The sequence below is a fragment of the Jannaschia aquimarina genome (assembly GCF_000877395.1).
GTDB classification, from domain to species: Bacteria; Pseudomonadota; Alphaproteobacteria; order Rhodobacterales; family Rhodobacteraceae; genus Jannaschia; species Jannaschia aquimarina.
In genome coordinates this window covers 49,363-70,474 of the sequence record NZ_JYFE01000050.1, presented here as the reverse complement: position 1 = coordinate 70,474, position 21,112 = coordinate 49,363, and the positions used below count along the sequence as shown (strand labels likewise).

Below are 21,112 nucleotides of genomic sequence, written 5' to 3'. Positions count from 1 at the left end.
CGCAGGAGAACACCATGCCCACCGTCGCCGCCACCGACGCCACCTTCGACACAGAGGTGAAGCAGTCCGACATTCCCGTCGTCGTCGACTTCTGGGCCGAATGGTGCGGACCCTGCAAACAGATCGGCCCGGCCCTCGAAGAACTCTCGGATGAATATGCGGGCAAGGTGAAGATCGTGAAGGTCAATGTAGACGAAAACCCGCAATCGCCCGGCCAACTCGGCGTCCGCGGGATCCCGGCACTCTTCATGTTCAAGGACGGTCAGCCGGTCGATCAGAAGATCGGCGCCGCGCCGAAGGCCGCGCTGAAGGATTGGATCGACGGCGCCGCCTGACCCCCCCGGATCAGTTCGAAATACGGCCCCGGACCGACGGTTTCGGGGCCGTCTCTTTTTCGGTCCTGGCCATCGAACGGGGCCCGGTTTCACGCGTGTGTCGACAGGTTCGCGGTGCCGCCGCTCTTGCTCGTCTTCGGGGTTCCTACGGCTCAGGATCGGAAGAGAAGACATGTCGAAGAAGGGGACGAAGGCGTTCGTAGCTGCGCCGCTTTGCATCGGTACGCGCCCCCCATCGTGAGGGAACTCGCATCATTGTCTGGATAAGCCGCGCCTGAGCGAGGACCTCGATCGAACGGTCCTCTGAAGGAATGACGCCGTACCCGCCGAAGAAGGCGTCGCGCACATCGTCCGGGATCAGGCGGCCGTGCGGCAGATCCTCCGGCATCCGGAAAAGAGAGACGTAATCCAGCAGAAGCTTTGCGATGTCATGGCCGACGGGGCCGGGTTGGTCCGCCGAGATGTCCACGCCCGACACGCATGTGTCCGACAGGATCAAGTTCCTCATGTGGAGGTCCCCATGGCGACGGGCGTTCACCGTGCTGCCCCCCGAAAGGCAGGATGCCATCGCCTCGACATGCCGGGTCCCTCGGACGATGAAGAACTGCGCAGGAGCGGATCGCTCCCCCCCGCGGATCGAACGTCTCAGGCGCCGCATCTGGCGAGTAACAGGGAGCGTGTCGAAGGGCGCGCGGTCAACCGGCCCCGATCGGTGGAATCGGTCGAGCCAGGCGCCAGCCCGGGTCAGAAACGCGCGCTCCTCCGCCACGTCTGCCGCCTCGCGCATGAGATCGGCAAGCGCGCGGCCCGGGACGTACTCCATGAGCATGGACTGCGACCCCCGATCGACCGCGAGGAGGCCGGGAATCGCGAATGCCGCGTCCGCGGGAAAACCGGCGTGGGCAAGGCGCAGCTGTTCTGCGTGACGGACGAATGCGTCGGGCTCATAGGGTCGAAGCTGGTGCTTGATGACGACGCGGGTTCCGTCCGCGTGGGTCGCGAGGCAGGTGACCCGCGCAATGCCCAGGTCGTCGCGCAGCGAAAGGCGGACGATCGACCACCCCCCATCCGGTAGGTCGGCGGCTTGGCGCAGGCGGGGCCAGGACGCCCGGGCGGATAGCTCGAGATCGGTTTCGATGGGGGCTGTGGGCATTGCCGCAACGATGCCAGCCGGAACGGCGCCCGACAAGCGCGCCTCAAACGAGAACCCCCGGGCGACCGATCGCCCGGGGGTCTTCTTAGGGCCTCCGAAGGGAGGAGTGGAGGCCCGTTCAGTCCGGCAGGTCAGCCTCGGGCGAATTCCGGATAGGCTTCCATGCCCAGCTCGGTCGTATCCAGGCCCGCGACTTCGGCCTCTTCGCTGACGCGGATCCCGCCAGCCGCCTTCAGGATGGACCAGACGATGATCGAGGCGATGAAGACGAACCCGCCGATGGCCGCGAACCCGATGAACTGGGTCACGAACGAGGCGTCGGCATAGACCGGAACGACCATCGTCCCCCAGAAGCCGGCGATCAGGTGCACCGGAATGGCGCCGACCACGTCGTCGATCTTGAACTTGTCCAGCATCGGGACGGTGAAGACCACGATCACGCCGCCGACCGCACCGATCCAGAGCGCGCCGAAGAGCGTGGGCTCGAGCGGAGACGCGGTGATCGAGACCAGACCGGCCAGAGCGCCGTTCAGCACCATGGTCAGGTCGACCTTCTTGTACATCACCTGGGTCAGGATCAGCGCGGCGATGGCGCCGGAGGCTGCAGCCATGTTGGTGTTCGCGAAGATCCGGCTGATATCGGTGACGTCGCCGATGGTGCCCATCGCCAGCTGCGAACCACCGTTGAAGCCGAACCAGCCCAGCCACAGGATGAAAGTGCCCAGCGTGGCGAGCGCGAGGTTCGAGCCGGGCATCGGGATCACGCGACCATCCTTGGCGTATTTGCCGAGACGCGGCCCGAGGATGATGGCACCGGCAAGGGCGGCGAAGCCACCGGCGGCATGCACGAGCGTGGAACCGGCGAAATCGTAGAAGCCCATGTTGGCCAGCCAGCCACCGCCCCACTGCCACGACGCCTCGATCGGGTAGATCAGGCCGGTCAGGACGACGGTGAAGATGAGGAACGGCCAGAGCTTGATCCGCTCGGCCAGTGTTCCCGAGACGATCGACGCGGTCGTGGCGACGAACATCAACTGGAAGAAGAAGTCCGATGCGCCGGAGTACCCGGTCGCCAGATCATCCCCGCCCACCGGATCAATCGCCTTGAGAGAGAAGGTGCCGAAGATGTCCTGGATGATCCAGTTCCCGTCGCCGGGATACATGACGTTGTAGCCGATCAGCCAGTACATGACCGATGCGATCGAGAAGAGCCCGATATTCTTGGTCAGCTGGGTCGTCACGTTCTTTGACCGGACGAGGCCGGCTTCGAGCATCGCGAATCCAGCCGCCATCCAGAAGACCAGGAAGCCGCCGATGAGGAACAGCAGCGTGTTGAAGATATAGGCCGTATCGGCCAGCGACGCGAATTCCGCGTCCTGGGCCAAGGCCGCACTGGGCAGCGTAATCGCCGCGCCGGTTACGAGAAGCTTGGTGAGGTTCATACTCGTCATCCCCTTAGATCGCGTCTTCGTTCAACTCGCCGGTGCGGACCCGGACGGCCTGCTCGACGTCGAGGACGAAGACCTTGCCGTCCCCGATCTTGTCCGTCTTCGCGGTGCCCGTGATCGTCTCGACGACCTGATCCGCCATGGCGGCGGGTACGACGATCTCGAGCTTGACCTTCGGCACGAAGTTCACGGCGTATTCGGCGCCGCGATAGATTTCGGTGTGGCCCGACTGGCTGCCGAAGCCCTTGATCTCGGTGACCATCATTCCGCGCACGCCGATGGAGGTCAGCGCCTCGCGGACCTCCTCCAGCTTGAACGGTTTGATCGCTGCGATGATGAGTTTCACCTTTGCGTCCCCTGCATTGCGGCCCCGATGGACCGGATGGCGAGAGGTTGAGGCGACGGAGGTCCGCGCGTGCAACGTGAGGGGGAGTGCAGAACCATACGAGAAAGTCCCGATGCCGGAAATTTTGCCTCTTTCTGAGGCACTGCATTATTTTTGTGCAGATCGTGGACGCTTCGCTATCGGATGACAGCCCGGTTTTGGGTGCATTCCGAGTCGGCCTCCCCTATTTTGCGGAAAACGGCCCCGTGAGGGCCCGGAGGGATCGGGCAGATGGCAGCGAAGAAGGGCGGCAAGCGTCTGGTGGCGGAACGGCGAGCGGTCGCTCAGCCCCGCAAGAAGACCACCACCGGAAAGAAGCGGCGAAGTGCGCCGGCCCGGAAGTCCGGCGTGTTGGCCAAGGTGCTCTGGCCGTTCCGGTTCCTGGCCCGGCTGATATGGTCCGTGACCTGGCGCAGCGCGGCGGTTGTCGCGCTTATCGTCGCGGCCGCGACCATCTGGAACTACGCGCGGATCCCCGATCTTGCCACGCTGGCAGACGGCAGGGCACGCGGGTCCGTGACGATGACCGACCGGGCAGGCGACACCTTCGCATGGCGCGGCGATCAGTTCGGTGGCATCGTCCTGGCTCAGGATGTCAGCCCCCACTTGAAACAGGCCGTCGTCGCGGCCGAGGACAAGCGGTTCTACCGCCATCTGGGCCTGTCGCCTCGCGGTATCGCCGGGGCGATCCGGTCGAACCTGCGCGCTGGAAAGGGGCCGTTCTCCGGCGCAGGCGGATCGACGATCACACAGCAGGTCGCCAAACTGCTCTGCCTCGGCGAGGACTGGGACCCGAGCTCTGGCATCAGCGAGGCGGAGTTCGAGTCGGAATGCCGTGCCGGGACCATCTGGCGGAAGATCAAGGAAGTCCCATACGCGTTCGCACTTGAGGCGAAGTTCACAAAGGACGAAATCCTGTCGATCTATCTGAACCGCGCCTATCTCGGCGGCGGCGCGAGGGGCTTCGAGGCGGCCGCGCAGCGCTATTTCGCCAAGTCGTCGTCGCGGGTGAACCCGGCCGAAGCCGCCATGCTCGCCGGGCTCCTGCCAGCGCCCAGCTATTATGCACCGACCAACAACCTGCAACGCGCCCAGGATCGTGCGGCGACCGTGCTGCGCCTCATGCGGGAACAGGACAGGCTCTCCACGGCAGAGTTTCAGGCCGCGATGGAGAGCCCGGCCACGCTGTCTCGCGCGGCACGGGACGAAGCCGGCAACGCATTCGCCGATTGGGTGATGAAGGATGGCCCGGATTTCCTCACCTCCGACACGACAGAGGATGTCGTGATCCGCACCACGTTCGACCCGAAAATCCAGCAAGCGGCGGAAGCCGGCCTGCAGCACATCTTCGAGACGAAGGTTCGAGAGGGCTCTGAAGCGCAGGCCGCAATCGTCGTGATGAGCGCGGATGGCGCCGTCCGGGCGATGGTCGGCGGCCGGAACACGCGGGGCGCGGGACAGTTCAACCGCGCGACGCAGGCGGTGCGCCAGACCGGCAGTGCCTTCAAGCCGTTCGTCTACGCCGCGGCGCTCGACCTCGGAATGCGTTACGACAGCGTCGTCAACGATGGCCCGCTCGCCATTCAGGTTCCCGGATCGGGGACATATTCGCCGGACAACTACACCAACCGCTTCTACGGGGACGTCACGCTGACCGAAGCGCTGGCCCGGTCGTTGAACGCCGCGACTGTCCGGCTGTCGGAACAGGTGGGTCGCGACATCGTGCGGAACGTTGCGCGTGACTTCGGCATCGACAGCGATCTGGCCGCCGGTCCGGCCCTCGCCCTCGGCGTGAGCGAGTCGACCCTGCTCGAGATGACGGGCGCCTTCGCTGGCATCCTGAATGGCGGCACGTCGGTCACACCCTACGGGATCACGTCCATGACCCTGCGCGGTGACGGAGAACCTCTGCTCGACCGTGAGAACGGCCTTGGAGAGCGCGTTATCAGCAACGAGGCCGCGCGACAGCTCGTCTACATGATGAGCCGGGTGGTAGAAGCAGGCACGGGGACCCGAGCCGACCTGCCCGACCGCCCCGCTGCCGGAAAGACGGGAACGACACAGGCGGCGCGCGATGCCTGGTTCATCGGCTTCACGGGTGATTACGTCGCGGGGGTCTGGATGGGATACGACGACAACACACCTTTGACCGGGGTGACCGGCGGCGGCCTTCCGGCGGATATCTGGCGCGAGGTCATGGTCCGCATACACGACGGCCTGCCGCCGACCCCGCTTCCGATGATCGAACCACGTCAGGCCCCGGCACAGGTCGCGCAGCCCGCGCCCCAGAGGCAGCGGGACCGTCCGCAACGCCAAAGGCAGGGCGACAACGTGGCCGAGCGTGTCTTGATGGAAGTTCTTGGCGGCATCTTCCGCCGGAACTGACGTAGCGGGGTAACGGAACCCTTACCTTTGGGTCCTACCCCCTCGCCCGCGGGCCGCGGGGCCGCTAAGAGGCAGGAAACGGGGAAGAGCCCCGCCGAAGGGACGGACGAAAATGGCCTCCAGGGGACGCCCACCGCATGACGGTGCGGGCGAAATCGCCAATCTGCGGCGAAAATCGACGAATCTGCTGATTGCGGCGGCGATCTTCTCGGTCGCGGTCAATCTGCTGATGCTGACCGGCCCGATCTACATGCTTCAGGTCTATGACCGGGTTCTCGGGTCACGGTCCGAGGAAACGCTGATCGCACTGACCGTGCTGATCACCTTCCTGTTCCTCATGATGGGCATCCTGGACCACCTCCGTGGCCGTGTGATGGCCCGGTTCGGCGCCCGGCTTCAGGATGGGCTCGATGGTCGGGTGTTCCAGGCGCATCTGCAACACGCGGCCCGCACGCCGGGAGGGCCGGGCGGGCGGACCCCGCTGCGGGATGTCGAGGCGATGCAGAGGCTGCTGTCATCGCCGGTCTTCCTCGCCCTTTTCGACGTGCCATTCACACCACTCTTCCTGACGGCGATCTTCATTTTCCACCCATATCTGGGCATTCTGGCCCTGGTCGGAGGCCTCATCCTCATCTCGGTCGCCGCCTTCAACCAGTGGACGACGCAAGGCCCAATGGCCGAAGCGAACCAGGCGAATTCGCGCGCGGAATACACCGCTCAGCAACTCGCCTCGGATGCGGAACTGGTTCAGTCGCTGGGCATGCGCGGATCCGCCTTTACCCGCTGGCGCAAGGCGCGCGAGGTGTCGCTGGCCGGCACCGTCGCGCTGTCCGACCGGTCGGGTTTCTTCACGGTGACCACGAAGACCCTGCGTCTCTTCCTGCAATCGGCAATGCTCGGACTCGGCGCATGGCTTGTGCTGCAGGAACAATTGACCGCCGGTGCGATGATCGCGGGATCAATTCTCATGGGGCGCGCCCTCGCTCCGATCGAGATGCTGATCGGCCAGTGGCAGAGCGTGCAGGCCGCGCGCCGGGGCCGTAGCGCGGTCATCGAGTTGCTCTCGGAGACCCCACCCGAAGCTCCGCGGCTCGCCCTTCCGCGGCCGGCGGCCCGCATCGTTGCGGAAACCGTGACCGTCATCCCGCCCGGCGCGAGCCAGGCCTCCTTGCGCGGCGTGTCCTTCTCGATCAACCCGGGCGAGGCGATGGGCGTGATCGGGCCGTCCGGCGCGGGGAAGACGACGCTCGCCAAAGCCCTGACGGGGGTTTGGGTGCCGGCGGGCGGCAAGATCCGCCTGGATACTGCGACCCTCGATCAATACGATCCTGACGTTCTAGGCGCTCTGATCGGCTACCTCCCTCAGACGGTAACGCTGTTCGACGGCACGATCGCAGAGAATATCGCCCGCCTGGCCCCCGAACCGGACCCCGAGGAAGTGGTGAAGGCGGCCAAGGCGGCAGGTGCGCACGAGATGATCACCGCCCAGCCCAAGGGCTACGACACCCCCGTATCGGCCATTGGCGGCCGCCTCTCTGGCGGGCAGATCCAGCGGATCGGACTAGCGCGGGCCATGTATGGCAACCCGGTCCTCTTGGTGCTGGACGAGCCGAATTCCAATCTCGATAATGCAGGCAGTCAGGCCCTGAACCGGGCAATCCGCGATCACAAGGAACGCGGCGGCGCGGTCGTCATCATCGCGCACCGACCCGCAGCGATCCAGGAATGCGAGACCTTGCTGATGATGGAAAACGGGATGCGCACCGCCTTTGGCCCCCGTGAGGACGTTCTGCGGCGGGTCACGAAGAACCACCAGCAATTGCTGCAGAAGACCAATCCCGGTACGGGGGGCGTGACATGACCAAGCTGCCGGTCAAAGCCGCCACGGCAAAGGTCCCCGCCAATCGGGCCTCGATTCCAGCCAGCGCGGCTTCGCCGACTTCAGGATGGTCCGCCAAGCGCCACATGACGATGGGCATCATCGCGATGTCCGTCCTTCTGGGCGGGTTCGGCACCTGGGCGGCGACCGCGAATATCTCGGGCGCAATCATTTCTCAGGGCCGCGTGGCGGTCGAGGATAACCGCCAGGTCGTCCAGCATCCCGATGGCGGCGTCGTCGGAGAGATCTTCGTGCGTGAAGGCGACCGTGTCGACGAGAACCAGATCCTGCTTCGTCTCGACGACACCCTGCTGCGGGCCGAGGCGGAGATCGTGGAGGACCAGCTCCGCGCCCTCGAAGCCCGGTCCGCGCGCCTCGAAGCCGAGCGCGACAATCAGGACATCTTCGAATTCGATCAAGACCTGCTCGATGCCGCGGCAGAGGACGAAGAGATCGCCGATGCGGTAACGGGTCAGCGAAACCTGTTCGATGCCCGTGCCGAGTCGATCGCCACGCAGACCGAGCAGTTGAGTCGACGCAAGGATCAGATTTCGTCCCAGATCCAGGGGATCGAATCCCAGCGGGAGGCGCTCGAGACGCAGCTCGCCTTCATCGAGGAAGAGTTGACCGCACAGCAGACCTTGCTGGCACAGGGGCTGACCCAGGCTCCGCGCGTTCTGTCGCTCCAGCGCGAACAAGCCCGGTTGCTGGGACAGGTCGGTGAGCTGCAGGCGGCGGTTGCTGAATCCGAGGGCCGCATCACCGAGATCGACCTTCAAATCGTGCGCCTGTCCACCGACCGGCGCGAGCAGGCCATCGCCGAATTGCGTGACCTGCGCGTGCGCGAGGTCGAACTCGGCGAACGTTTGCGCGCGCTCGAAGAACAGCTGTCCAGACTGGAGATTACGGCCCCTGTCGCCGGAGTGGTCTATGACCTTCAGGTCTTTTCGGAGCGTTCGGTGATCCGCCCGGCCGATCCCGTGCTCTATCTCGTGCCGCAGGATCGCCCGCTCGTCATCCGCAGTCAGGTCGAGCCCATCCATATCGACCAGGTGTTTCCCGGACAGCCCGTGACCCTGCGCTTGCCGGCTTTCGATGCGCGTACAACGCCCGAGCTTGCGGGTCGTGTCGTGCGGGTCAGCCCGGACGCCTTCATCGACGAAGCGACGCGGCGTGCCTATTACTCGGCCGATATTCTGCCTGAAGATGGTGAGATCGACCGCCTGTCCCAGCCGCTTCTGCCGGGGATGCCGGTCGAGGCCTACCTCCGGACAGAGGATCGGACGCCCATCGCCTATCTCGTGAAGCCGCTGACGGATTACTTCAACCGGGCTTTCCGCGAGTAGCTTTACGGGATTGGGGTGAGTCTGGGCCATGCGGTCCGCCCGAACGAATGCAGCCTGCATCAGGATCCGAATCGAGGCCGTTGCGCGTGTGCCGCCGTCATGCCACCCCTTCGGAAACCCATCCGGAGGAGTCCGCCCATGTCCGTCGAAGACCGTCTGATCGAACTCGGCCACGCGCTCCCGGACGCGTCTGCGCCCGCCGCGAACTACGTTCCTTACGTCCAGGTGGGGAACCTGCTGTTCGTATCCGGCCAGATCAGCCGGGAGGGCGATGACCTCATCCGGGGAACCGTCGGCGACGACATGTCGGTCGAGGAGGGAGCCGCTGCCGCGCGCACCTGCGCCCTCGGCCTCCTCGCGCAGGTCAAGGCCGCGTGCGACGGAGATCTTTCACGGCTCAAACGCGTCGTGAAGCTGACCGGCTTCGTCAATTCGACCCCTGACTTCGAAGGGCAGCCACAAGTCATCAACGGCTGCTCGGATCTGCTCGTCGATGTGCTCGGGGAGGCGGGGCGCCATTCCCGCTCGGCCGTCTCGGCCGGCGCGCTCCCGCTCGGCGTGGCCGTGGAGATCGAGGGCATCTTCGAGATCGCGTGACCCTTCCGGCGGGTTTCACCGATCCCGGTCTGATCGCGCACCGCGGATTGCATTCGGACGGGATCCCCGAGAACACAATCGCCGCGATTTCCGCTGCGATAGACCGTGGCTACGGTATAGAGATCGACGTTCAGATCAGTTCGGACGACGTGGCGATGGTCTTCCACGACGAAGATCTGACCCGGCTCTGCGGCCGGTGCGAGCGCGTCGACACCCTCTCCTCGGAGATGCTGCGACAGATCGAGGTCGCGGGGACGCGGCAGCGGATCCCGACACTTTCGCAAGTGCTTGGTCTCGTGCGGGGCCGCGTGCCGATCCTGGTCGAGATCAAGGACCAGGACGGACAGATGGGTCCGGATATCGGCAGGCTGGAAAGAGCCGTCGTACGCGATCTGCGTGACTACGAGGGGCCAATCGCGGTCATGTCCTTCAACCCGCATTCCGTCGCGGCCATGGTCGATCTGCTGCCGGAGATCCCACGGGGTCTGGTGACGTCTGCCTTTCAGTCAGAAGATTGGCCCGATCTCCCTGCCGAGACCCGTGCGACGTTACGGGAAATTCCAGATGCGGATGCCGTCGGAGCCTCTTTCATCAGTCATCAATCGGATGCTCTCTCGATGCCACGCGTGGCAGAATTGAAGCGTTCGGGCATCGCCATCCTCTGCTGGACGATCCGTTCGCCGGAGCAGGAACTCACGGCGCGTCTGGTTGCCGACGGCGTAACATTCGAAGGCTACTTGCCCTGACGCATATCGCCTCCATTTGAAACGGAATGACCGCCCCTCTCCCTGATGAAGAGCCCCGGATCACGGTCGAGGTCTGCGCTGGCGTGGACGCGATCGACCCGGCGACGTGGGATCACTGCGCCGATCCCGGCCCGGCGGGCGCGCGGCCCGTGGATCCCTTCACGACGCACAGGTTCCTGTCGGCCTTGGAAAGGTCGGGCTCGGTCGGGCCGGGGACGGGCTGGCAGCCGCAGCCGCTGATCGTGCGTCAGGACGAGGAGGTGATCGCGGTCGCGCCGCTTTACGTCAAGGGGCACAGTCAGGGCGAGTATATCTTCGACCACAACTGGGCCCATGCATGGGAGCGGGGCGGTGGCGCGTACTATCCCAAGCTCCAGATCGCAGTCCCCTTCACGCCGGCGACCGGGCGGCGCTTTCTTGTTGCGCCCGGGCATGACGAGGCCGGCATGTCGGCGCTGATCGCGGGCGCGGCGCAGGTCTGCGAAACGAACGAGCTTTCATCGCTCCACGTGACGTTCTGCACCGAAGAGGAGCGAGCGCGCGGCGAAGCGATGGGGCTGTTGGGCCGGTCATCGCAACAATACCACTGGGTCGATGATGGCTTCGGCGATTTCGACGGCTTCCTCGCCGCGCTCTCAAGCCGCAAGCGCAAGAACATCCGCAAGGAACGCGCACAGGCCCAAGGCTTCGGAGGACGGATCCACGCGCTCACCGGCGACGAGATCGAGCCCGACCACTGGGACGCTTTCTGGCATTTCTATCAGGATACGGGCGCGCGGAAATGGGGTACCCCCTACCTGACGCGCGCCTTCTTCGATGAAGTTCAGGCAACGATGCGGAACGACGTCCTCCTGATCCTTGCCGAGCGGGACGGCAGGTGGGTGGCCGGGGCGCTGAACTTCATCGGACGCGAAACGCTCTACGGGCGCTACTGGGGCTGTACGGAACACCATCCCGCGCTGCATTTCGAACTCTGCTACTATCAGGCGATCGAATGGGCCCTGGCCAATGGCTTGACCCGCGTCGAAGCCGGCGCACAGGGCGACCACAAGCTGGCGCGCGGCTACCTGCCCGTCACCTGCCATTCTCTGCACTTCATCCCTCACGACGGGTTCCGGGATGCCGTTGCGCGGTTCCTCGACGCAGAGGCACGGGCCATCGAGGAGGATATCGAAGTGCTGACCGCCTACGGCCCTTTCCGCCGGGCGAATGTGGAGGAACAGGAATGAGTTGGATCGAAAAGGACGGGGCCCTGGAACGCGAGTTCAAGTTCAGGGATTTCAGCGAAGCCTGGGCCTTCATGTCGCGCGTGGCGCTTCTGGCCGAAGCTCAGGACCACCACCCGGAATGGTCGAACGTGTACAACTGCGTTTCCATCCGCCTCACCACCCATGATGCAGGCGGCCTGACGGACAAGGACCGCAAGCTGGCGGAAGCAATCGACGCGCTCTGACGCCTGATCCGTCTGGTCCTGCCGCACCGCGCTTGATAGCAGCCCCGAAACGCCAGTTCCGGGGGCCCCATGCGCGACCTTCTTTCGACCGAAATCTATGCCGGCCGTACGCTCGGCGATTTCCTGAGCCTCGAATTCCTCGCCTCGCTGCTTGGGGATGTGCTGTCGGCGATCCTCATCATCATCCTGGCCTTCATCCTGTCAGGCTTCGTCAGCCGCCGGATCAAGGGTCTGTCCCAGAAGCACGAGCGTCTGGACGACACGCTCTTCGAGTTTCTCGCCAACATCGCGCGCTACGCGATCCTCGCCGTGGCGGGGGTCGTGGTGCTCAACACGTTCGGGATCCAGACCACCTCGATCGTCGCCGTGATCGGTGCGGCCGGTCTGGCGATCGGTCTGGCACTGCAAGGGACGCTGTCCAACGTCGCGGCCGGGGTGATGCTGATCCTGTTCCGGCCCATCAAGAACGGCGATTTCGTCGTGATCAACGGCCAAATGGGCACGGTGAAGTCCATCAACCTGAACTTCACCGAGTTGGCGAGCATCGGAAATTTCCAGATCATCATCCCGAACTCGGAGGTCTGGGGGAACACGATCGTCAACTACTCGGCCTACGACATGCGACAGGCCGAATGGGTCTTCGGCGTCAGCTACGATGCCGACCTGCATCTCACGGCGCAGGTGATCCGGGACACCATTACCTCCGACCCGCGTTTCGTCGCCGAACCGGAACCGACCATTCTGGTCGACAGTCTGGGGGACTCGTCCGTGAACTTTCTTGTCCGGGCCTGGGTCAAGAGGACCGACTTCTTCGGCTACTGGAAGGATATGAACAGGGATGTGAAGATCGCCCTCGAAGGGGCCGGCATCTCGATCCCCTTCCCCCATCGCACCTTGATCGTGCAGCGGGACGACGACGTTGCGGGAAGCGAGGCCGCAGCAGGCGGGGCATAGGCCCGTCCGCCTGCTTCCGGCAGCATTGCCACCCTTCGTATTCCGCCAGAATGCCGCGCCTCTGGCGGGTCAGGCCCGACACGTCGACGCCGGGGCCCTGCCCCGCGCCGCGGGGAAGGCTAGAAGCCGAAGGTAAAGCGCCGGGTCACTCCGATTCTCGCGCTGACCTGATCGTCGTCCTGAACGATCGGGCTGTCGGCCGCGTCACCGCGAAGCCTTTCGTAACGGACGGCAGCGTCCAGACCCCAAGTATCGTTGAAGCGGTACCCCGCGCCCAACTCGACCCCGGTCGAGACAAGCCCGCTATCCGGATCGTAGGCATCGAATGCACTCGCCGCCGCTTCCTCGGGCGTGACCCCGAAATAGGTGTCGACATACTCGTCCGAGCCGAACAGCGCACGGGGGCCAAGTCGAAGAGTCAGACGATCGCTTGGCCGCAGAAAGGCATCGGCGCCCAGCTCGCCGACGAAGGACTCGTGCCCGATGACGCCGTAGCGCACGTTGCCGAAGACCTGCCAATCGCGGGTCGCGTAGCGAAGCCCTGCCCCCAGTTCGAGAGAGGCGTCGACATCGTCAAGCCCGGCCAGTTCGTCAGAATCGTCGTCGTCACGCTTTCCGATGTAGCGGAAAGATCCGGTGATCCCGAACCCCTCGGGATAGGAATACGGGTCCTGACTCCCGAATTCGAGACGGCCCAACCGGAAGTAGTCCAGCGCGACGCCGAGATCGGCACCAACCTCGCTGCTGTTGTCACCGAAATAGCGCGGGTTCGAAGAAACCCCCGTCCGAAGCGTGAACCCGAGCGCGGGCCCGCCCGTCCTGCTCGACGCTGTCGCGGAAAAATCCATCGGGTCGGCAATCGAATCCAGCGTTTCTTGCGCAACGAGAGGTGTCGCTGCGACAAACGTCATCGCGACGGTCAGAATGCGGATCATGAGGCAAACTTTCAGATCGTCATGTGAGCAAGACTCACTTAGCACAGGTTATCCGTTAGGCAACGATAGGTTGCATTGATGAATGGAGAAGACAGGATGGCAAAGGGATACTGGATCGCTCATGGCCGGGTGGACGACCCCGAAGCCTACGACCTCTATCGCGCGGCGAACGCGGCGCCCCTGGCGGAGTATGGCGGTCGCTTCTTGGTCCGCGGCGGCGCGCGAGAGCTGGTCGAAGGCGATGCCAAGCCAAGGACGGTGGTGATCGAGTTTCCTGACTACGACGCGGCGTTGTCCTGCTACCGCAGCCCCGCCTATCAGGCTGCGATCGAGTTGCGGCGGGGTATCAGCGAGAGCGATCTGGTCATTTGCGAGGGGTGGACAGCCCCGGAGGGACACTGATCCGCCGGAAGGAACTTCCGGTACGGCTCAGCGAATATCACGCGCCGTGCAGGCATTCTGACCCGATGGCGCACAGCCTCGCCTCCGGGCAGGTCTGGCAACTCGCGCGATGCGTCTTAAATAGCGCGGATGTTTGCAGATCTCCTCCGCCGTCTCGGCACGTCCGAGCCAGAACGCCTGCCCGAACCCGATGCCCGTCTCGCCCTAGCCGCGCTTCTCGTGCGTGTGGCCCGCGCGGACGGCGACTACGCTGAGATCGAAAAGGCCCGGATCGACCGCGTCCTCGCCCAGCGCCATGGCCTTGCCGCGGATGCGGCAACCGCGCTCCGGACGGAGGCGGAGGGGCTGGAGGCCGAAGCCCCCGACACCGTCCGGTTCACGCGCTCGCTCAAGGATGCCGTTCCGCTGGAGGAGCGGGCGGCCCTGCTCGAGGCGCTCTGGTCGGTCGTGCTGGCAGATGGAACGCGCGACGTGGAGGAAGACAGCCTGCTCCGGCTGCTCTCGAACCTTCTGGGGATCGCGGACCGCGACAGCGCCCTGGCCCGCCAGAGAGCCGAGCAGAACCTCTAGCGCCTGGCGTACCGCTCGCCTCGCGCAGTGTGGCGGGACATGATCAGGCGCCGCAGGGTCGGGCGAGGACCATCGTCCAGTAGAGGCGTCCCGATGCATCGGATGCCACGCCGATCCCGACATCCTCGGCCTGCCGGATCATGATGTTTCGGCGGTGCCCCGGCGAGGTCATCCAGGCCTGTACGACATCCCGCGCCGATTGCTGGCCGGCGGCAACGTTCTCGGCGGCCAGGCACGGCTCGTAGCCAGCCCGCTTCACCCGCTGCATGAGCGTCGAGCCCCCCGGGCCTCGGTGGCCGATCCGGCCCTGCCGCGCCATGTGCTCCGAATGGCGTTTCGCGGCCCGGCTGAGACGTGCATCGCTGCGAAGGGCGCCGAGACTGCGCCGCTGCGAGTTCGTGAGCTGAACCACATCCCGGGTCGACACCCCGCGCGTAGATGGCGTTTGCACACCGCCCGCCGTATCCGGCGGTGGGGCCTGACACCCGGCAAGGGCAACGGTCAGAAGCAGCGCGAGCGGTCGAATCATGGGCAATCTCCGAAGGTTGGGGGATCCTCTTGCCCAAATCGGGCCGCGCGGGGGCAAAAGTCCCGCATCCGGATGGCAAAGCGCAAAGATCTGCCGCTTGTTCAGGACATTCGGCAGGACTAAGCCGATGGTCACCACAATTCGGAAACAGACATGGCGTCTCCTGACTGGCTGTCCAAGAGCCCCGTTCACGTCCGCACGTATCTGGAAGGTCGCCGTCTGGACGAGGTGGAATGCGTGGTCGCCGACCTGTCGGGCATCGCGCGCGGCAAGGCGATGCCCGCTGCCAAGTTCGCCCAGCAGGGAAGCTTCTACCTGCCGGCGTCGATCTTCCAGCAGACGATCACCGGCGAATGGGCCGATGACGGCGACGCAGCCTTCACCGAACCGGACATGATCCTTACCCCCGACTACTCCACCACCCGCGCCTCGCCCTGGACGGCGGATTGGACGGTGCAGGTTATACATGACATGGTGGATCAGGGGGGGGCGCCGATCGATGTGGCGCCGCGCAACGTGCTCAAGCGCGTGGTTGACACCTACGCCGCTCGGGGCTGGCGGCCCGTGGTCGCGCCCGAGATGGAGTTCTTTCTGATCGCGCGGAACACCGACCCCTCAGTGCCGGTGGAGCCTCCGATGGGGCGCTCGGGGCGGCGGGCGGCGGCGCGGCAGGCCTACTCCATGTCCGCCATCGACGAATACGGCCCCGTCATCGACGACATCTACGACTTCGCCGAGGCCATGGGGCTGGAGATCGACGGCATCCTGCAGGAGGGCGGCTCGGGCCAGGTGGAGCTGAACCTGCGCCACGGCGACCCCGTGAAGCTGGCCGACGAGATCTTCTGCTTCAAGCGCATGATCCGCGAGGCGGCGCTGCGCCACGATTGCTACGCGACCTTCATGGCCAAGCCGCACCAGGACGAGCCCGGCTCGGCCATGCATATCCACCACTCGGTCGTGGACATGGCCACGGGGCGCAACATCTTCGTCGACGAAACCGGGCACGAGACGCCGGCCTTCCTTCATTTCATAGGCGGAATGCAGGCGCACCTGCCCGCCGTGATGGCTCTGCTGGCGCCCTACGTGAACTCCTACCGGCGGTTCGTGCGGGACCTCGCCGCGCCGATCAACCTGGAATGGGGCCGCGACAACCGCACCACGGGGCTGCGCGTCCCCGTCAGCGGGCCCGAGGCCAAGCGGGTCGAGAACCGGATCGCGGGCATGGATTGCAACCCCTATCTGGGCATCGCGGCGAGCCTGGCCTGCGGCTATCTGGGCCTGCGCGACGAGACGGCCCCCTCGCCGCAATATGCGGGCGACGCCTACGACCTGGAGGCGGCAATCCCGCGCGATCTGAACACGGCGCTGGATCTCTTCGAGGAGGCGGCGGAGGTGCGGGAATTGCTGCATCCCCATTTCTCGTCGGTCTACGCGGCGGTGAAGCGGATGGAATACGGCGCGTTCCTTCAGGTCATCTCTCCCTGGGAGCGGGAGCACCTGCTGCTGAACGTCTGAGGGTCCGCGACCGACGATTCGGAGGGAGCGCGAGGGCACCGTACGGTCGATTCCGGCGAAAATCCGCTGTGCACCCCCTGTGCACCCCCTGTGCACCCCCCGTCTGCACAGATGGCACCCGAGGGGGGGCCGGGCCTCCGCTTGCCCGCAGGCGTGTCTGTTGCGCGCCGCCTTGAGCGGCTCGCGCGGGGGCGGACCGGACGGGGCATCGAGCCCCGTCCGGCCCGGCCGGGGGCCCTGCCTCCGGACCCCCGGGATATTTGAGAAGCAGAGAAGGAGGTGGGTGAACCGGCGGGGACGCGGGGAGGGGCGTCACCGGTCGGTGGGTCAGCGACTGGGAGAGGTCCCGGTGATCGTGAGGCGAATGGAGCGTGTGACGAACCTGCGGATCGAGCGGCGTACTAGTGTTGGGTGAACATTACATGCCTACTATTTGCAGTCTGACCCGGGTGCGGTCATCAAGTTAAGCATCTTTGCCCCAAAATTACGGGACATGATGATGCCTACTCTAAGGTCGCTATTGCTGAACCCTAACAACCGGCGCAGAAATCAGAGAATCAATGTCCCTAAGGATCAACATTTTTTTCTCCAAAGATTCGAAAAGCGCTTTATAAGGATATACAACGCTTGCAGGGTCAACTACGTCGATCCGACCCCGCTGCTCCATGAGCGCCTTCAAAACATAATCTCGCGCAGTGCCACCATTAGCCGGAATTGACATGTGCGATTCTATCTCGTTTGGGAAACTCGTCTGTTCGCAAAGAAAATCGAAATCGATGCATCTTTCAGAGAGCAGAGAGTACTTCTCAGTATCGATAGACGTGACGAGGCTTTCAAGCGCAGCACGAAGCTTTCTCTCGTCTTGGAAATAAACATCAATGGCAAGCGCGTTAAGGGGGTTTCCGCCAAGGCAAGTTGGAAGAAAAGCATTTGCCATATCCGAGAAGCTTGTGCCACTCCGAAGCTCCAGATTCATTGACATCTGAACGGTAGACTTATCTGACCTTTCAGTGATTAATAAATTCATGGTTCGGGAAAGCTTTTGAATTCGGCGCTTCACATATTTTCCGTGAGCTCGTACTTTAGCTCGCTCGCTGGCGTTGTACTGCTCTGAAACGATCTGCCGCTCTTGCTCAACTAGCTGCTCTGACCACTCTCGAGATAGATTTGCGAGCGTTAGACCAATCGTAAGAACACCAAGCAATGACTGAATGGAGGTAAACGCCTTGCCATCCCAGCTCCCCGGAACAATATCTCCGAATCCAAGCGTGGTTGCGGTGACAGCACTCAAATAGAATGCATTGACTATTCCCAACTCTTGGGAAAATGAAGGTTGGAAAAGATAGTAGACTGCTGCAAAGAGCGGGACCAGCAGGAAATAGGTGATGCCATAGGTTGTCGAACGACGGATCGGCAGCCGAGCATATTTGACCTTCACCCAACCACCCCCATGAACTCTCGCCATTCCCCCTTGCTCATGCCGGAGGTCTCCTGAGTAACCTCCTCGCCCCTTAACATTCTCTTAACGCACTCCACCCCCTTCGCAGACAACTGGGCGCCGCCCAAGCGGTAATCCTCGAAGGCGGAATAGGCGTGGGGGACCCAGTCGGCGACCATCTTGCAGATCGCCTCGGCATAGACGCGGATCTCCCACTGGGCGTGGCTGTCCGCCCGCAGCCGCAGGAAGTGGAAGAGGTTGTGGAGGTCCACCTTCCAGTACCATTGCGTGTAGACGTTGGCGGGCAGGTTCATGCGCGCAAGCTCCCGCGCGAGGCCCTGCTGAGGCGTGCCGTCGGGCCCGGTCTCTCCGATCATCGCCTCGTAATGGTCGTAGGCGCGCGTCGCGTCGTCGCGGAGCCAGTCGAGGACGCGGGCGGCCTCCGCCCCCTCCAGCGCGGCGCCGCGGCCCTGGTTGTTCACCGTCGATTGCGCCGCCAGCGCGCCCGGCTCGGGAATGTAGAACTCCCGATCGAGGATCGAATAGCGGGCGGAATACTCGTTCACGTTGGCGGTGCGGTGGCGGATCCACTGACGGGCCACGAAAACCGGCAGCTTCACGTGCAGCTTGAGCTCGCACATCTCGAACGGCGTCGAATGCCAGTGCCGCATCAGATAGCGGATCAGACCCGCATCGTTGGAGACCGACTTGGTGCCCCGGCCGTAGCTGACCCGCGCCGCCTGACAGATCGCCGCATCGTCGCCCATGTAGTCGATCGCCCGCACGAAGCCGTGGTCGAGCACGGGAACGGCCTTGTAGAGCCACGCCTCCATTCCGGGCGCGACGGCGCGGCGGGTCTGATGGGTCTCGGCGCGCTGGGCGTCGATCTCGGCCTGTTGCTCGGGGGAAAGCGGCATGGGATGACCTCGTGGGATTCGCGTTACCGGATTTTGGACCGGAGGCGCGCCGGGCCGCAACATGATGGGGGCGCGCTGTGGCGATAATGACCGACCGGGGCACCGCCTTCCTGGAGCGGCGCATGGGCGACTGGGCCCGCGCCCGCCTGCCAGGACCGATGGCGGAACTGGTGATGTTCGTGCTCAAGCAGGGCTGGGCGGCGCTGTTCGGCGGCCTGTTCCTGGTGGCCATCGTCGTGACCCGCCTGGTCTGGGAGCCGGACTGGTGGCTGACGCGCTACGACGCGCTGTTCGTCTTCGCGGTGGCCACGCAGGCGATCTTCGTGGCGGCGCGGCTGGAGAGCTGGGCGGAGGTGCGTGTGATCGCGCTGTTCCACCTGACGGGCACCGCGATGGAGGTGTTCAAGCTGCATATGGGGTCGTGGGACTACCCCGATCACGGGCACTTCGAGATCGCGGGCGTACCGCTCTTCAGCGGGTTCATGTACGCGGCCGTGGGCAGCTACATCGCGCGGGTGATCCGGGTCTTCGACATGGCCTTCGCGCCCTACCCGCCCTTCTGGGCGACGGTGGCGCTGGCGGGGGCGATCTACGGCAACTTCTTCTGGCACCATTTCGGGCCGGACCTGCGGGTGGCGCTGTTCGCGGCGACGGTGCTGATGTTCGGGCGCACGCGGGTGTGGTTCCGCATCAGCGACCGGCACTGGTGGATGCCGATGCCGGTGGCGGCGCTGATGGCGGCCTTCGCGATCTGGGTGGCCGAGAACGTGGGCACCTTCACACAGACCTGGACCTATGCGGGACAGGGCGCGCTGGATTTCGTGAGCTGGGGCAAGCTGGGCTCGTGGTACCTGCTGCTGTGGGTCAGCTTCGTGACGGTGACGCTGGTGAGCCGGGAGGCGCTGCGACGCGAGGCCTGGACGCCCGCGCGGGTACCTGCCGCCTAACGCGCCTGCCATTCCGTCGCCGTGGCGGGACCATTCTGCGGCCGTCCTTTCCCGCGATCACGGGACCGCACCCATGGAGAGTTTTCATGATCCCCTGGATCGGCAACATGTTCCTGACGCCCGAGCGGTTCCAGAATGCGTTGACGGCGCATCTGGCGCGACAGCCGGGGATCGTCGAGATCCGCTCGCCCGAACCGTTCGTGGTGGAGGTCTTTCGAGAGGGTCAGGAGGAAGGCGACGAGCTTCGCCTGATCCTGGACAACTTCTGGAAGAGCTATGCGAATTCCCCGACCCTCGCGCGGAACGGGGTGTTGTCGCAGATCAAGACCGCGATCGCGGCGCCCATGCCGAGCGTCGAGCCCGACACGTTCGACCCCGCATGTCTGATCCCGCTCGTGCGCCATCGGGACTTCGCAAATCAGGGCGTCGACCTCGTGTCGCGCCCGCTGGCCGGGGATCTTTGCGTGCTGCTGGGCTATGAGGGCGAGACGTCTCTGGCCATGCTGTCCGAAGACTCCCTTGCCGGAACGGGCTGGACCGCGGAGACGGCGATGGCGCGGGCGGAAGAGAACCTTCGCGAGATCGGCCTGGGCCTCGAGGTCAGAACCGGAGCGGTTTCGACCGTCGAACCGGAGGACCCGCAGATAGGGTGGCTGCTGCCGTCGATGCTCTTGAATGGCGCGGTCATGGACGACATCGCCAGGTCTCTGGAGATGCGCAGCCTTCTGATCGCCCTGCCGGGCCGGTCACCGCTCTATCTAATGGACGCGGAGAACCCGGCGGCCCGACCGAGCCTTGAGATGCTCGTCGCCGAAACGAGGTCCATCGTCGATCACCCCCAGAGCGATCTGATCTTTCGGTATGACCGAGGCGGGGCGCTGCAGCTCGACGGCGAGGATTGAAGCCAAGGGCACAGGCTGCCCGCTTGACCGATGCGATCCCGCTCCGTGACCCGGAAGGCGATGGACCGAAGGCGGGCCTGCGACCATGTCTCCCCATCGCGCCGGTCGGGCCGGTCCTGACGCTGATCTGTCCTCTGCCTGCCGCTGCGGAGGGGACGGACGGCCGGACCTGTGGGCCCACGCGGGATTTTGCACCGCCCTGGCCGCAAATGACGTGCCGGGCGCGGCGATGACGCTGATTGAGGGCTGCATCGTGCAGGTGGTGATCCGTGTCGT

21 protein-coding genes are annotated in these 21,112 nt (G+C 64.7%); 14 read left to right on the top strand and 7 right to left on the bottom strand.

The window, feature by feature from the left end; genetic code table 11:
- The first annotated feature begins 14 nt into the window (after nt 1-14).
- Nucleotides 15-335, top strand: a complete 321-nt coding sequence (gene trxA / locus jaqu_RS14220; RefSeq protein WP_043919658.1) for a thioredoxin — start codon at nt 15-17, stop codon at nt 333-335.
- A 145-nt stretch (nt 336-480) separates the two neighbouring features.
- On the opposite strand, the gene jaqu_RS14215 is transcribed toward trxA, so the two are convergent.
- From jaqu_RS14215 to jaqu_RS14205, 3 genes are all read right to left on the bottom strand, one after another.
- A complete protein-coding gene (locus jaqu_RS14215; protein ID WP_089268403.1) occupies nt 481-1,488 on the bottom strand; it encodes a phosphotransferase in 1,008 nt (335 codons plus the stop codon).
- Between the two features lie 131 nt (nt 1,489-1,619).
- Nucleotides 1,620-2,930 (bottom strand): ammonium transporter, encoded by a 1,311-nt coding sequence (locus tag jaqu_RS14210; protein ID WP_089268404.1) that lies wholly within the window; start codon nt 2,928-2,930, stop codon nt 1,620-1,622.
- Between the two features lie 13 nt (nt 2,931-2,943).
- The gene (locus tag jaqu_RS14205) at nt 2,944-3,282 is read right to left on the bottom strand and encodes a P-II family nitrogen regulator (RefSeq protein WP_043919655.1); all 339 of its coding nucleotides are present in this window, start codon (nt 3,280-3,282) and stop codon (nt 2,944-2,946) included.
- Between the two features lie 270 nt (nt 3,283-3,552).
- On the opposite strand from jaqu_RS14205, the gene jaqu_RS14200 reads away from it, so the two are divergent.
- The 8 genes from jaqu_RS14200 (at nt 3,553) to jaqu_RS14165 (ending at nt 12,681) form a co-directional block, all read left to right on the top strand.
- Nucleotides 3,553-5,706 carry a transglycosylase domain-containing protein gene (locus jaqu_RS14200; RefSeq protein WP_084629875.1) on the top strand — a complete coding sequence of 718 codons (2,154 nt, stop codon included), beginning with the start codon at nt 3,553-3,555 and terminating at the stop codon, nt 5,704-5,706.
- Between the two features lie 112 nt (nt 5,707-5,818).
- A complete protein-coding gene (locus tag jaqu_RS14195; RefSeq protein ID WP_043919654.1) occupies nt 5,819-7,567 on the top strand; it encodes a type I secretion system permease/ATPase in 1,749 nt (582 codons plus the stop codon).
- Nucleotides 7,568-7,671: 104 nt separating this feature from the next.
- On the top strand, nt 7,672-8,931 hold the full coding sequence (locus jaqu_RS14190) for an HlyD family type I secretion periplasmic adaptor subunit (protein ID WP_043919696.1): 1,260 nt from the start codon (nt 7,672-7,674) through the stop codon (nt 8,929-8,931).
- Nucleotides 8,932-9,069: 138 nt separating this feature from the next.
- The gene (locus jaqu_RS14185; RefSeq protein ID WP_043919653.1) at nt 9,070-9,528 is read left to right on the top strand and encodes a RidA family protein; all 459 of its coding nucleotides are present in this window, start codon (nt 9,070-9,072) and stop codon (nt 9,526-9,528) included.
- Entirely contained in the window at nt 9,525-10,274 is a 750-nt protein-coding gene (locus jaqu_RS14180) for a glycerophosphodiester phosphodiesterase family protein (protein WP_043919652.1), read from the top strand. Before jaqu_RS14185 ends, jaqu_RS14180 begins: the two co-directional genes overlap by 4 nt.
- A gap of 26 nt (nt 10,275-10,300) precedes the next feature.
- Nucleotides 10,301-11,503: a GNAT family N-acetyltransferase gene (locus jaqu_RS14175; protein ID WP_043919651.1), complete on the top strand. Its 1,203-nt coding sequence runs from the start codon at nt 10,301-10,303 to the stop codon at nt 11,501-11,503.
- A complete protein-coding gene (locus jaqu_RS14170; protein WP_043919650.1) occupies nt 11,500-11,727 on the top strand; it encodes a 4a-hydroxytetrahydrobiopterin dehydratase in 228 nt (75 codons plus the stop codon). The genes jaqu_RS14175 and jaqu_RS14170 overlap by 4 nt, the downstream gene beginning before the upstream one ends.
- Before the next feature lie 69 nt (nt 11,728-11,796).
- The gene (locus tag jaqu_RS14165; protein WP_043919649.1) at nt 11,797-12,681 is read left to right on the top strand and encodes a mechanosensitive ion channel family protein; all 885 of its coding nucleotides are present in this window, start codon (nt 11,797-11,799) and stop codon (nt 12,679-12,681) included.
- Between the two features lie 119 nt (nt 12,682-12,800).
- Here the strand turns inward: jaqu_RS14165 and jaqu_RS14160 are convergent, their stop codons facing one another.
- A complete protein-coding gene (locus jaqu_RS14160) occupies nt 12,801-13,616 on the bottom strand; it encodes a MipA/OmpV family protein (protein WP_052500982.1) in 816 nt (271 codons plus the stop codon).
- A gap of 96 nt (nt 13,617-13,712) precedes the next feature.
- On the opposite strand from jaqu_RS14160, the gene jaqu_RS14155 reads away from it, so the two are divergent.
- Both jaqu_RS14155 and jaqu_RS14150 read left to right on the top strand, forming a co-directional pair.
- Nucleotides 13,713-14,018 carry a DUF1330 domain-containing protein gene (locus tag jaqu_RS14155; protein ID WP_043919648.1) on the top strand — a complete coding sequence of 102 codons (306 nt, stop codon included), beginning with the start codon at nt 13,713-13,715 and terminating at the stop codon, nt 14,016-14,018.
- Between the two features lie 129 nt (nt 14,019-14,147).
- Nucleotides 14,148-14,588 (top strand): tellurite resistance TerB family protein, encoded by a 441-nt coding sequence (locus tag jaqu_RS14150; protein ID WP_043919647.1) that lies wholly within the window; start codon nt 14,148-14,150, stop codon nt 14,586-14,588.
- 43 nt (nt 14,589-14,631) lie between these two features.
- On the opposite strand, the gene jaqu_RS14145 is transcribed toward jaqu_RS14150, so the two are convergent.
- Nucleotides 14,632-15,117, bottom strand: coding sequence for a CAP domain-containing protein (locus jaqu_RS14145; RefSeq protein ID WP_052500981.1), 486 nt, complete (start codon nt 15,115-15,117; stop codon nt 14,632-14,634).
- A 153-nt stretch (nt 15,118-15,270) separates the two neighbouring features.
- Here jaqu_RS14145 and jaqu_RS14140 point away from each other — a divergent pair, with 153 nt between their 5' ends.
- A complete protein-coding gene (locus jaqu_RS14140; RefSeq protein WP_043919646.1) occupies nt 15,271-16,632 on the top strand; it encodes a glutamine synthetase family protein in 1,362 nt (453 codons plus the stop codon).
- 517 nt (nt 16,633-17,149) lie between these two features.
- Here jaqu_RS14140 and jaqu_RS21145 read toward each other — a convergent pair.
- Nucleotides 17,150-18,070, bottom strand: a complete 921-nt coding sequence (locus jaqu_RS21145; protein WP_161793876.1) for a potassium channel family protein — start codon at nt 18,068-18,070, stop codon at nt 17,150-17,152.
- Nucleotides 18,067-18,987, bottom strand: coding sequence for an FAD-dependent thymidylate synthase (gene thyX, locus jaqu_RS14135; RefSeq protein WP_043919645.1), 921 nt, complete (start codon nt 18,985-18,987; stop codon nt 18,067-18,069). Before thyX ends, jaqu_RS21145 begins: the two co-directional genes overlap by 4 nt.
- A gap of 86 nt (nt 18,988-19,073) precedes the next feature.
- On the opposite strand from thyX, the gene jaqu_RS14130 reads away from it, so the two are divergent.
- Nucleotides 19,074-19,934: a DUF817 domain-containing protein gene (locus tag jaqu_RS14130; RefSeq protein WP_043919644.1), complete on the top strand. Its 861-nt coding sequence runs from the start codon at nt 19,074-19,076 to the stop codon at nt 19,932-19,934.
- Between the two features lie 86 nt (nt 19,935-20,020).
- Nucleotides 20,021-20,836, top strand: coding sequence for a hypothetical protein (locus jaqu_RS14125; protein ID WP_043919643.1), 816 nt, complete (start codon nt 20,021-20,023; stop codon nt 20,834-20,836).
- The last annotated feature ends 276 nt before the right edge of the window (nt 20,837-21,112 follow it).